Origin of the sequence: Streptomyces ochraceiscleroticus (genome assembly GCF_000720485.1) — a bacterium.
Lineage (GTDB): Bacteria > Actinomycetota > Actinomycetes > Streptomycetales > Streptomycetaceae > Streptomyces > Streptomyces ochraceiscleroticus.
In genome coordinates this window covers 81,174-93,544 of record NZ_JOAX01000005.1, presented here as the reverse complement: position 1 = coordinate 93,544, position 12,371 = coordinate 81,174, and the positions used below count along the sequence as shown (strand labels likewise).

Below are 12,371 nucleotides of genomic sequence, written 5' to 3'. Positions count from 1 at the left end.
GCGCGGGGCTCAGCGCGTGGTGAACTTCTTGCGCCAGGCCAGCGAGACGTACACCAGCGCCACCAGTACCGGTACCTCGATGAGCGGGCCGACGACGCCGGAGAGGGCCTGGCCGGAGATGACGCCGAAGGTGGCGATGGCGACGGCGATGGCCAGCTCGAAGTTGTTGCCGGCGGCCGTGAAGGCGAGGGTGGCGGTGCGGTCGTACGGCAGGCCGATACCCTTGCCGAGCAGGAAGGCACCGGCCCACATCACGGCGAAGTAGACCAGCAGCGGCAGCGCGATCCGGGCCACGTCCAGCGGCTGTGTGGTGATCGTCTTACCCTGCAGCGCGAAGAGGATGACGATCGTGAAGAGCAGGCCGTACAGCGCCCAGGGGCCGATCTTCGGCAGGAAGCGGGACTCGTAGCGCTCACGGCCGAGCTTGCGCTCGCCGATGCGGCGGGTGAGGACGCCGGCGAGCAGCGGCACGCCGAGGAAGACGATCACGTTCAGGGCGATGTGCCAGACCGGGACGTCGAGGCCCTGGCCGTTCCCGAGGCCGAGCCACTGGGGCAGCAGGTCCAGGTAGAACCAGCCGAGCAGGCCGAAGGCGATGACCTGGAAGACCGAGTTCAGTGCGACGAGGACGGCGGCGGCCTCTCGGTCGCCGCAGGCCAGGTCGTTCCAGATGATGACCATGGCGATGCAGCGGGCGAGGCCGACGATGATCAGGCCGGTGCGGTACTCGGGGAGGTCGGGCAGGAAGATCCAGGCCAGCGCGAACATCACGGCAGGTCCGACGAGCCAGTTGATGACGAGGGACGAGACCATCAGCTTGCGGTCACCGGTGACGGCGTCCAGCTTGTCGTAACGGACCTTGGCGAGGACCGGGTACATCATGACCAGCAGGCCGAGGGCGATCGGGAGCGAGATGCCGCCGACCTCGACCTTGCTGAGCGCGCTGTTCAGGCCGGGGATCAGGCGCCCCAGGCCGAGGCCGACGGCCATCGCGAGCAGGATCCACAGCGCCAGGAAGCGGTCGAGCGTGGAGAGCTTGGCGACGATCGAGGCATCCCCGCCACCCTTCGGTGGTGCGGTGGTACCGGGTTCGGTCGCGGTCATCAGCAGGCTCGCTTTCGGTCGGTCGTGATCGTCGTACGCGCGGTGGCGGCCAGCTCACCGAACATCGCGGCCAGGGACTCCAGCACCGCGGGGTGGAGCTTGTAGTAGGTGAAGCGGCCGCACGGCTCGGTCTCCACCACCCCCGCCTCGCGCAGGACACGGAGGTGGTTGGAGAGATTCGTCTGCCGGGCGCCCGTCTCCGCCACCAGGTGCGTCGTGCACAGGGTCTCGTGGGCGAGGAGGGACACGATCTGAAGCCTGAGCGGGTCGGCGAGGACCCGGATCAGTTCAGTATTGGCTGACGTCATCATGGACTGATACTTTCACATCAGTTTCCGCTGACACCACTGGCCGCTGATGAGAAGGTTCCCGATGTCCGAGAAGCCCGCTGTCCTGTTCGTGTGTGTCCACAACGCCGGGCGCTCTCAGATGGCCGCCGCGTGGCTGTCCCACCTGGCCGGGGACCGTATCGAGGTACGCTCCGCCGGCTCCTCCCCCGCCGACCGGATCAACCCCGCCGCCGTCGAGGCCATGCGCGAGGTCGGTATCGACATGTCGGCACAGCGGCCGAAGGTCCTGACCGCTGACGCCGTCCAGGCGTCCGACGTCTGCATCACGATGGGCTGCGGCGACGCCTGCCCCGTCTTTCCCGGCAAGCGCTACCTGGACTGGAAGCTGGACGATCCGGCAGGTCAGGGCGTCGAAGCCGTACGGCCGATCCGCGATGAGATCAAGAGCCTGGTGGAGGGCCTGATCACGGAGATCGCCCCGGAGGGGACGAAGTGAGCGACGTGCGTACCCGGGGACGGGTCAGTGGCTGTCGGCGAGTTCGCCGCTGAGTGTCTTGTGCAGGCGGGCGCTCGGCTCGTTCAGGCCGATGATCTCGACGGTCTTGCCGCGCTGGGTGTACTTGGTCTCGATCGCGTCCAGTGCGGCGACGGAAGAGGCGTCCCAGACGTGGGCTGCGGTCAGGTCGATCACGACGTGGTCCGGGTCGCCGGCGTAGTCGAACTGGGTGACCAGGTCGTTGGAGGAGGCGAAGAAGAGTTCGCCGGTGACGGAGTAGACGACCTGGGTGCCGTCGGGGTCGGTGACCGCCGTGACGTTGGCGAGGTGGGCGACGCGGCGGGCGAAGATCACCATGGCGGTGACGGTGCCGACGACGACGCCGATGGAGAGGTTGTCGGTGGCGACCACGACGATGACCGTGATGACCATGACGGCGGTCTCGCCGATCGGCATGCGCTTGAGGGTGGCGGGCTTGACCGAGTGCCAGTCGAAGGTGCCGACCGAGACCAGGACCATCACCGCGACCAGCGCGGCCATCGGGATCTTCGACACGACCGGGCCGAGGACGATGCACAGGATCAGCAGGAAGAACCCGGCCAGGAACGTCGACAGGCGAGTACGCGCGCCGTTCTTCACGTTGATCATCGTCTGGCCGATCATCGCGCAGCCGCCCATGCCGCCGAAGAAGCCGGCGGTGATGTTGGCGATGCCCTGGCCGATGGATTCGCGGGTCTTGTGGGAGCGGGTGTCGGTGATCTCGTCCACCAGCTTCGCCGTCATCAGCGACTCCATGAGCCCCACCAGGGCCATCGCCAGCGCGTAGGGGGCGATGACGGTCAGGGTGTGCACGCTGAAGGGCACATCGGGCAGGCCGGGCACGGGCAGCGAGGAGGGCAGCTTGCCCTTGTCGCCGACGGTGGGGACCGCGATGCCGGCCGCCACGGTGATGACGGTGAGGATGACGATCGAGACGAGCGGCGCGGGCACGGCCTTGGTGACCTTCGGGAAGAGGATCATCAGGGCCAGACCGGCGACGACCAGCGGGTAGACCGCCCACGGTACGTCGAGGAGGTTCGGGATCTGGGCGGTGAACAGCAGGATGCCCAGGGCGTTGACGAAGCCGACCATCACCGAGCGCGGGACGAACCGCATCAGCTTGGCCACGCCGAGGGCGCCGAGGGCGATCTGGAAGACACCGGCGAGGATGGCGGTGGCGAGCAGGTACCCCAGTCCGTGCTGGCGGGCGACGGGAGCGACGACCAGGGCGACGGCACCGGTGGACGCGGAGATCATGGCCGGGCGGCCGCCGACGAAGGCGATCACCATCGCCATGACGCAGGCGGCGAACAGTCCCACCTTGGGATCGACCCCCGCGATCACCGAGAAGGAGATCGCCTCGGGGATCAGGGCCAGACCGACGACCAGACCGGCCAGGACTTCGGTGCGGAAGACCTTGGGCGAGGACAGCCAGGCGGGGCGGCCGGCCGCCTGCAGCCGCTCACGGGCGGACGGGAAAGAAGACAACAACGCGGAACCTGTCATGCTCGGGCACAAGATCTTCGCCGGGGGCGGCGTCGGCCCCGACACGGCAGGAGGAGGGCAGCGGTGTACCGCACCCTCCATCCGCCAGAAACTCTACCCGTACCATCCGGCGCTACGAGGAGACCGGACTGGTCATTCCCTGACGGCGCGCTACGAAGCGGCTCGCCCGGTCACGTCCGTTACTTTCCAGAGCTGGTTGGTGCCGGAGTTCGGCTGCCAGGTGGTGACGGCGGCACCTTCGTGGGTGGCCTGGCCGCCCACTTCGAGGAGCCTGCCGGTGGCCGCGTTGACGAGGGTCCAGTGGCCGTCACCGGTTGTCGACACGATCCACTGGGTGGCTGTGTCGCGCCGCCCGGTGTCGGGTTCCAGGACCGGGGTGTCGTCGCGCACCGCCAATCGATTGCCGTCGGCCGCGTTGATGAACACGTACCGCGCCTGGTTCGACGTACGGTCGCCGTTGACCTGCCGCAGTTGCCAGCGCTGCCCGGCATCAGACGTACCGCTCTTGACGACAAGCCCGGTGCCGTCGTCGGCGACAGTGAGTGCCTTGCCGCTCTGCACACCGGTCAGCTCGTACGTGTGTCCCTTGCGCAGCAGCGCCGCATCCGCCGCGACACCGGACACTCCGTCGACGACGAACGACGTCACCGACTGCGCGGGCACCGTGAAAGTGGCCTTCCTGCCGTCGACCGGGATGGCCGCGTGCCGCTTCAGCTTGCCGTCTGCGCTGGTCACGACCGGTGTGACGGTGGCGCCCGCGGCGATGTGCCGGAACTTCGACAGGTCGACGGTCACCGTGCGGGTGTCCGTCGTCCCATTGACGTGGACCACGGTGGCGGCATCGCCGGACCGCGAGACGGCGGCGGTGCTGGACGTGTCGTCCGTCTTGATCAGCCGGTCCCCCGGCTTGATGAAGTGCGTGAAGTTGCGGGCCGTGTCGAACTTCGTGTTCGTACGGATGGGGCAGCTCTCGAGGGTGTCCTTCGAGGTGCAACTGAACGGGATCTGGACGCTGCCCCAGTTGCCGCCCTTGCCGGACTCGCCACCGGGCTTCATGTTGTCGTAGTCCTCGACGGGCTGCCAGAACACCCACGCACTCGGTTCGAGTTCCCGCAGGTCATCGACCATGTGCTGGGCGAGGCCCAGGCCCGGCCGCATGTCCGTGAAGGACTGCCCGTCGCCCCAGTCGCCTTCGACCTCGCTCATCCACAGCGGCTTGCCGGCGGCCTTGGCGAGGTCGCGGACGGTGGTGCGGCCACCGGTGCCGTACGTGTGGACGTTCATCTGCCCGACGAGGTCGCGCACGTCGGCCGGGTAGCTGTTCCAGTTGGTCGCGAAGATCCCCGGATTGGTTTCGTCCATCGCGGAGATCTTGGCGCCGGTGCGTGCCTTCGCCAGGGCGGGGGCGAGGGCGCGTATCACCTTCTTGTGGAGCTCGGGGCCCATGTGGGCGCCTTCCTGGCGGCCGCCGGTCGGCTCGCCGTCGGGGCCGAGCTTGGTGCTCCAGTAGCCGGTGTTGGGTTCGTTGAACGGGTCGACGGTGTCGACCTTGATGCCCTCGGCCCTTTCCAGCCGCTTGGTGGCGCCCGCCACGTAGGCGGCGAAGTCGTCGACGGAATCGGACTTGAGCTGGTCCTTGTTCGCGTCGAAGCCACCGGAGACGTAGCCGCTCCCGGTCATGAACCAGGGCGGTGAGTTGCTGAACGTCTCCCAGTGGTCGACGTCGTCCTTGATCCGGTCGACCCACCAGCGCTGTGTGGCGTCGGCGTCCGCGTTCCAGTCGGCGGGATCGTCGGCGTTCCACCAGTCGGTGTCGTCGCGGGTGGTGCCCTTCGGGGCCTTCCACCAGCCCTCGACGGCGCCTCCCGGTCGCAGGTAGTCCTTGACGTCGGGGGCGTTGCCGCCGCCGATGTTGTAACGGGCGATGTTCAGGGCGAGACCCTTGTCGCCGAAGAGGAGGTCGGCGAGCTTCTCGCGGATCGGCTCGGGGTAGCCGCCGGTGACGTTGGCGAACCAGGCAAGGCTGGTGCCCCAGCCCTGGAAAGGCTGTTGCTGGTAGGAGGGGTCGGGCCGGACGGTGACGGATGCGGTCGCCGCGCGGGCCGGCGACGCGGTGCCGAGCAGTGCGGTACCGGTGGCGAGTGCGGTGGTGGTGACAACGCCGAGCAGTCGTCTGGTGCGGGTGTGGCGGGCCAACGTGTGCTCCTCACTCAATGGGTGCGTTGTTGGTGGAGCGGTCAGGAGGCGGGCAGCCGCAGTACGGCGACCTCGCGGGGCGGCAGTACGAGACCGTCACCGCCGGGTTCGGGGCCCGCGAGAACGTCACGGGTGACGCCCGGCAGCGGCACCGGTGCATCGGTCCGGTTGACCAGGAACAGGTAGCGGTAGCCATCGCCGCGACGCACCGTCAACTCCACCGAGCCGCAGGCGACTTCGGGCAGTTCGCTCGTGACGCCCGCCGGGGCGAGCAGCTCGGGCAGGAGGGTCGACAGGCCGTCGACGCCCAGACGGGTGGAGATGTACGTGGCCGAGCCCCGGCCCGTCGTATGGCGTGTGACCGCCGGGCGGCTGGCGTACGCGCCGGTGCGGTAGCGGGCGAGTACCTCGACGTCGGGGCCGGAGACGGTGATCCGGTCGGTCCACAGGCTGCCCGTGGTGGCGTTGTCGAGATCGACGGTGTCACCGTCGAGCAGCGGCCCGAACTCCTCGATCCGGACCCCCAGCAGCTCGCGCAGCGCCCCGGGGTAGCCGCCGAGCCAGATGTGGTCGTTCTCGTCGACGACGCCGGAGAAATACGTGGTGACGAGGTGGCCGCCGCCCTCGACGTAACGCGTGAGCTCCTTGGCCAGCGGCTGGGGCACCACATGCAGGACCGGTGCGATCACCACGTCATACGTGGTGAGGTCGGTGTCCTGGGCCGGCACGACGTCGGCACGGATGCCGAGCCGCAGCAGTGCGGAATACCAGTCCAGTGCCTCGCGGTGGTAGTCGAGGCGCGAGGTCGGGTGGGAGTCGTGTTCGCTGGTCCACCACGAGTCCCAGTCGAACAGGACGGCCACGCGGGCGGGTTCGCGCTCGGCACCGGCGACCGGCCCGAGCGCCTCGATCGTCCGTCCCAACGCGACAACGGAGCGGAAGAGGTCACTGTCGGCGCCGGCGTGCGGCACCATCGCCGAGTGGTACTTCTCGGCGCCCGCGGCGGACTGGCGCCACTGGAAGAAGCACACGGCGTCCGCACCGTGCGCCACGTGCAGCAGCGAGTCCCGGGCCAGTTCGCCGGGTGCCTTGGCCCGGTTGACGGGCTGCCAGTTCACGGCGCTGGTGGAGTGCTCCATCAGGAACCACGGACGGTGGCCCGCGATGCCGCTGGTCAGGTTGGCCGAGAAGGACAGCTCGTCACGGTCCTGCGGCCCGGGCACGACGTAGTGGTCGTTGGAGACGAAGTCGACCTCGCTCGCCCAATCCGCGTAGTCCATGCCCTTGATGCCGGGCATCACCATGAAGTTGCTGGTGACGGGCGTGTCCGGGGTGAGTTCCCGGAGCACCTCGCGCTCGGCGCGCAGATGGTCCTTGAGCGCGTCGGACGAGAAGCGTTTGAAGTCGAGCTGCTGTGTGGGGTTCGGGTGCGAGGCGGCCAGGCGCGGCGGCAGGATCTGGTCCCAGTCGCTGTAGTGCTGGGACCAGAACGCCGTACCCCAGGCGCCGTTGAGCGCGTCGAGCGTGCTGTAGCGGCGGCGCAGCCACGCACGGAAGGCGCGGGCCGCGTCGTCCGAGTAGTCGTAGACGTTGTGACAGCCCAGCTCGTTGTTGATGTGCCAGGCCACGAGGGCGGGATGCCGGGCGTACCGGGTCGCCAACTGCCGTACGAGACGCAACGCGTGCTCGCGGAAGACGGGCGAAGTGGGCCGCCAGTGCTGCCGTGCCCCCGGCCACACCGTCTCCCCTGTGACGGTCACCGGCAGGATCTCCGGGTGCGCGGCGGTGAGCCAGGGCGGCGGGGAGGCGGTCGCGGTGGCCAGATCGACGCCGATGCCGCCCTCGTGCAGCAGTGCCATGATCTCGTCGAGCCAGGCGAAGTCCCAGGTCTCGGCGGTGGGTTGGAGTCGCGCCCAGGAGAAGATCGCCAGGGAGACGATGTTCACCCCGGCCTCGCGCATCAGCCGGATGTCCTCCTCCCATACCTCCCGTGGCCACTGCTCGGGGTTGTAGTCGGCTCCGTAGACGAGCCGTGGGGAGCCGTCGCCGCCCGTCGCGTACGGGAAGCGGGGCGGGCGCGGAGAGGCGGGCGGGATCATGCAGGTCCTTCCGGGGAACGAGACGGCTGACGGGGAGCTGCTGCTCGGTGCTCCTGGTTACTTCTCGACGGTGAAGCCCTGCTCGGAGCCGTACTTGACGGAGGCGTCGCGCCATGCGTCCAGGCCCTGCGACAGCTTGGTGCCGGAGATGTATGCCTTGCCGACGGTGTCGTTGAAGATCGAGTTGGCATACACCTGGTACGGCAGGTACTGCCAGTCCGCCGGGACGTTCTTCGCGGACTCGGCGAAGACCTTGTTGGCCTTCTGGCCGCCGAAGTACGGGAACCCGGTGTTCTGGAACGCCTTGGATTCCAGGTCCTTCGTGGTGGCCGGGAACGCACCGTTCTTGATGCGGGTCTGCACGCCGGCACCGGAGTTGGCGTAGGCGACGAAGGCGTAGGCGAGCTCCTTGTTCGTGCTGAGCTCGGGCAGGGCGAGCGAGCTCCCACCGTTCTCGGCACTGGCGTCCGCGCCCTTGGACCACTGCGGCAGCGGAGCCACGCGCCAGTCACCCGCGGCGCCCTTCACACCGGAGGCGAGATTGGCCGGCAGCCAGGCCCCGGCCGGCAGGGTGGCGATGGTGCCGTCGCCGAGGCCCTTGTACCAGTCGTCGCTCCACGCGGTGACAGGCGCGAGGAGGTTCTCGTCGATGAGCTGCTGCCAGGTGCCGGTGTACTTCTTGGCTCCGGCGTCGGTGAAGTCGATGCCGACCTTCGTGCCGTCGACCTTGTACGGGTGCGAACCGGCCTGCCACAGCAGGCTGGTGGCCAGACCCGCGTCACCGTCGTCGCTGGTGATGTAGGTCTTCGGGTCGGCCTTGTGCAGCTTGCGGGCGGCGTCGACGTACTCGTCCCACGTGGTGGGCACCGGGATCTTGTACTTGTCGAAGACCTTCTTGTTGTAGAAGAGGGCCATCGGGCCGGAGTCCATGGGCAGGCCGTAGATGCCGTCGCCGGACTTCACCGCGTTCCAGGGGCCGGTGGAGTAGGAGCCGGCGAGCCGGTCGGCCCCGTACGGCGCGAGGTCGGTGACGGACTTCGTCAGGGCGTACTGGCTCAGCGCGTAGTACTCGATCTGCGCGACGTCGGGGACGCCCTTCTCCGCCGAGATGGCGTTCTGCAGGGCCTTGTACTGGTCCTTGTTGGTGCCCGCGTTGACCAGCTTGATGTCGACCTTCGGGTACTTCTGCTCGAAGTCGGCGACGACCTGCTTCAGCGTGGGCTCCCATGCCCACACGGTCACCGTGCCGCCCTTCTTCAGGGCGGCCTGCAGATCTGCCGAACTGACCTTCTTCTGAGGGGCATTGTCGTCGCCGGAGCCGCCGCACGCGGTCGCGCCGAGGGCCAGGACGCAGACGACACCGGTACCGCGCAGCAGGCGGCGGGTGTACTTGGGCATGGTGATGCTTCCGCTTCTTCGAGGTGGTGCACGGAGGGGGTGAGTGCCGGGCGGCGGTGGTTACTCCTTGACGCTTCCGGCGGCGAGGCCGGACTGCCAGTACTTCTGGAGCAGCAGGAAGGCGGCGATCAGCGGTGCGATGGTGAGCAGCGAGCCGGTGATGACGAGGTTGAAGACGGCTTCGCCGCCGGCCGTCGCCGCCTGCTTGTTCCAGCTGTCGAGGCCGAGGGTCAGTGGGTACCAGTCGGGGTTCTTCAGCATGATCAGCGGCAGGAAGTAGTTGTTCCAGGTCGCGACGGTGGTGAAGAGCAGCACGGTGACGGTGCCGGGCGCGAGCAGCGGCAGTGCGACCTGGAAGAAGGTCCGCACCTCGCTCGCGCCGTCGATGCGGGCCGCCTCCATCAGTTCGCCGGGAATCGCCTCGGTGGCGAACACCCACATCAGATACAGGCCGAAGGGCGAGATCAGGGACGGGATGATGACGGCCCATGGGGTGTCGGTCAGGCCCATCTTGCTGAACATCAGGAACGTCGGGACCGCGAGGGCGGTGCCGGGCACGGCAACCGCGCCGATGACGACGGCGAACACGGCACGCTTGCCGGGAAAGTCGAACTTGGCGAGCGCGTACCCGCCGAGGACGGCCAGGAACGTCGCGCCACCGGCGCCCACGACCACGTACAACGCGGTGTTGAGGAGCCAGCGGCCGAAGACGCCGTCGTTGTAGGTGAACGTCTCTACGATGTTGTCCCACAGGGCGAAGTCCCCGTCGAACCACAGGCCGAACGAACGGGCCAGGCCCTGCTGGGACTTGGTGGCACTGATCAGCAGCCACAGCAGCGGCAGCAGGCTGTAGAGCAGGACGACCCCGGTGAGCGCGGTCAGCAGGATGCTGCGTGGGGAGCGCCGGGGCGCGTTGCGGCGCGGCGGTCGCAGCCGAGGGGTGGCGGGCGGCTTGCCGGTGGGCCGGGCGACTGTGGTGGCGGTGCTGCTCATCGGGGGTCACGCTCCCTTGCGCATGCCGCGAAGCTGGACCACGTACGCGACGATCATCGTGAGCAGGCCCATGACGATGGCGACCGTCGCGGAGTAGTTGTGCTGCTGACCGGAGAAGGACAGCGAGTACGTGTAGTAGTTCGGGGTGTAGTCGGTGGTGATCACGTTCGGCGCCAGCTTCTGCAGGATGCTCGGCTCGTTGAAGAGCTGGAAGCTGCCGATGATCGAGAAGATCGTGGCGATGACGAGGGCGCCGCGGATGGCCGGGAGTTTGATCGCCGATATGACGCGCCACTGGCCGGCGCCGTCGATCTCGGCGGCCTCGTAGAGCGAGTGCGGGATGACGCGCAGCGCGGAGTAGAAGATCAGCATGTTGTAGCCGATGAACTCCCAGGTGACGATGTTGCCGATCGAGGCCAGGAGCAGATCGGGAGACAGCGGGTCGGGGAGTTTCGCACCGAACGCGTCATTGATGTCACCGACCAGTCCGAAGCGGGTGCCGTACATGAAGCCCCACATCAGCGTGGCGACGACGGCGGGCACGGCGTACGGCAGGAAGACGGCTATCCGGAAGAAGTCCTTGCCGTACAGCCGGCCGCTGTCGAGGGCGAGCGCGACGAGCAGGGCGAGGCCCAGCATGATCGGCACCTGGACGGCCAGGAAGAGTCCGACGCGGGCGACGCCCTCCCAGAACCGTCCGTCCTGCAGGGCCTGTTGGTAGTTGTCCAGACCCACGAAGGTGGTGCCGCCGATCAGTTGGGTCCGGAAGAGACTGAGGTAGCCGGAGTACGCGAGCGGCGCCAGGAAGACCAGGGCGAAGACGAGAACGAAGGGGCCGATGAAGCCCCATCCCGTCCATGAGCGGCGGGTGCCACGGATGGGGCGCACCGGTGGGCCGGTCGGGCGGGGCCGGGCGGCCGCCGGCGGTTGCATCGTTGTCATGTCGCGCCCCTCGCTCGTACTCGGTCGCACTCGGTCGTACATCCCGGGCCGGTGGTGCTCGCTCACTCACGATGTTTGCGTAAACATCGTGGCGCGCACGGCGCCACTGGGGGTATGTTTGCGTAAACATCGCGGCGGCGACATATCTACACTGCCTCGTTGACGACGGTCAACAGTTACTGCAGGAACGGACGGCGCGACGGGTGAGGGAGACGGTGGGAGCAACGGACAGCGCCCGGGCGCGCGACGGAGCCGGAACCCGGCGGCGTACGCAGAGCGCTTCGATGGCGGACGTCGCCCGGGTCGCGGGCGTCTCCTCGCAGACCGTCTCGCGCGTCTCGAACGGCTTCCCCGGTGTGCACGAGGAGACCCGTCAGCGGGTGCTCGCCGCGATGAAGGAGCTGGGTTACCGCCCCAACAGTGCGGCCCGTGCGCTCAAGCGCGGCGACTTCCGCACCATCGGCGTCATCACGTTCACGCTCTCCACGACCGGCAACGTCCGCACGCTGGAGGCCATCGCCACCTCCGCCGCCGCGGAGGGGTACGCGGTCACACTGCTGCCCGTGGCGGTGCCGACGCAGGACGAAGTGCGCGGCGCCTTCTCGCGGTTGGGAGAGCTCGCCGTCGACGCGGTCATCGTCATCATGGAGGTCCACCTTCTCGACTCGGCCCGCCTCTCGCTGCCGCCGCATGTGAAGGTCGTGGTGGCGGACTCGGACGCCGGGGACCGCTACGCGGTGGTCGACACAGACCAGGCCGGTGGCGCTCGCGACGCCGTTCGGCATCTGCTCGACCTGGGGCACGAGACCGTGTGGCATCTGGCCGGCCCCGAGGGGTCGTACGCCGCTCAGCGTCGAACCGCCGCCTGGCGGGAGGAACTTGAGAGGGCCGGACGGGTGCCGCCGCCGCTGGTGCACGGCGACTGGTCGGCGGAGTCCGGCTACCGAGCGGGGCTTCAACTGGCCGAACAGGACGACTGCACCGCGGTGTTCGCCGCCAATGACCAGATGGCGCTCGGCCTGCTGCGCGCGCTGCACGAGCGCGGACGCAGGGTTCCGCAGGACGTCTCCGTCATCGGTTTCGACGACATCCCGGAGGCCGGCTCCTTCCTGCCCCCGCTCACCACGGTCCACCAGGACTTCGCCGAGGTCGGCCGCCGCTGCGTCGACGGAGTACTGCGACAGGTCCGCGAGAACGCAACGGACCATGGCACCACCCTGGTGCCGACCCGACTCGTACTGCGCGACAGCACGGCCCCGCCACCGGGGCTTCGGTAGGCCCCGACCGACGTTGGACTTCGAAAGGACG

10 protein-coding genes are annotated in these 12,371 nt (G+C 68.5%); 2 read left to right on the top strand and 8 right to left on the bottom strand.

The features are described from left to right. Positions 1-9: 9 nt before the first annotated feature. Positions 10-1,104 (bottom strand): ACR3 family arsenite efflux transporter, encoded by a 1,095-nt coding sequence (arsB, locus tag IG84_RS0108280; protein ID WP_031053237.1) that lies wholly within the window; start codon positions 1,102-1,104, stop codon positions 10-12. Next, entirely contained in the window at positions 1,104-1,415 is a 312-nt protein-coding gene (locus tag IG84_RS0108275; protein ID WP_031053235.1) for an ArsR/SmtB family transcription factor, read from the bottom strand. Before IG84_RS0108275 ends, arsB begins: the two co-directional genes overlap by 1 nt. A 61-nt stretch (positions 1,416-1,476) precedes the next feature. Between IG84_RS0108275 and IG84_RS0108270 the strand changes: the two genes are divergently transcribed. Then, positions 1,477-1,890, top strand: coding sequence for an arsenate reductase ArsC (locus tag IG84_RS0108270; RefSeq protein WP_031053233.1), 414 nt, complete (start codon positions 1,477-1,479; stop codon positions 1,888-1,890). Positions 1,891-1,914: 24 nt separating this feature from the next. On the opposite strand, the gene IG84_RS0108265 is transcribed toward IG84_RS0108270, so the two are convergent. The 6 genes from IG84_RS0108265 to IG84_RS0108240 all read right to left on the bottom strand — a co-directional run bounded on the left by IG84_RS0108265 (position 1,915) and on the right by IG84_RS0108240 (position 11,063). After that, on the bottom strand, positions 1,915-3,435 hold the full coding sequence (locus tag IG84_RS0108265; protein ID WP_031053224.1) for a SulP family inorganic anion transporter: 1,521 nt from the start codon (positions 3,433-3,435) through the stop codon (positions 1,915-1,917). A 150-nt stretch (positions 3,436-3,585) separates the two neighbouring features. Continuing rightward, positions 3,586-5,631, bottom strand: coding sequence for an RICIN domain-containing protein (locus IG84_RS0108260; protein ID WP_031053222.1), 2,046 nt, complete (start codon positions 5,629-5,631; stop codon positions 3,586-3,588). A gap of 41 nt (positions 5,632-5,672) precedes the next feature. Next, positions 5,673-7,730: a beta-galactosidase gene (locus IG84_RS0108255; protein WP_031053220.1), complete on the bottom strand. Its 2,058-nt coding sequence runs from the start codon at positions 7,728-7,730 to the stop codon at positions 5,673-5,675. Positions 7,731-7,787: 57 nt separating this feature from the next. Next, positions 7,788-9,128 carry an ABC transporter substrate-binding protein gene (locus IG84_RS0108250; protein ID WP_031053217.1) on the bottom strand — a complete coding sequence of 447 codons (1,341 nt, stop codon included), beginning with the start codon at positions 9,126-9,128 and terminating at the stop codon, positions 7,788-7,790. A gap of 60 nt (positions 9,129-9,188) precedes the next feature. Then, a complete protein-coding gene (locus tag IG84_RS0108245) occupies positions 9,189-10,121 on the bottom strand; it encodes a carbohydrate ABC transporter permease (protein ID WP_031053214.1) in 933 nt (310 codons plus the stop codon). 6 nt (positions 10,122-10,127) lie between these two features. Continuing rightward, on the bottom strand, positions 10,128-11,063 hold the full coding sequence (locus IG84_RS0108240; protein ID WP_031053213.1) for a carbohydrate ABC transporter permease: 936 nt from the start codon (positions 11,061-11,063) through the stop codon (positions 10,128-10,130). A gap of 284 nt (positions 11,064-11,347) precedes the next feature. Between IG84_RS0108240 and IG84_RS0108235 the strand changes: the two genes are divergently transcribed. After that, complete coding sequence (locus tag IG84_RS0108235) at positions 11,348-12,340, top strand: LacI family DNA-binding transcriptional regulator (RefSeq protein ID WP_031053210.1); 993 nt, start codon at positions 11,348-11,350, stop codon at positions 12,338-12,340. Positions 12,341-12,371: the final 31 nt, after the last annotated feature.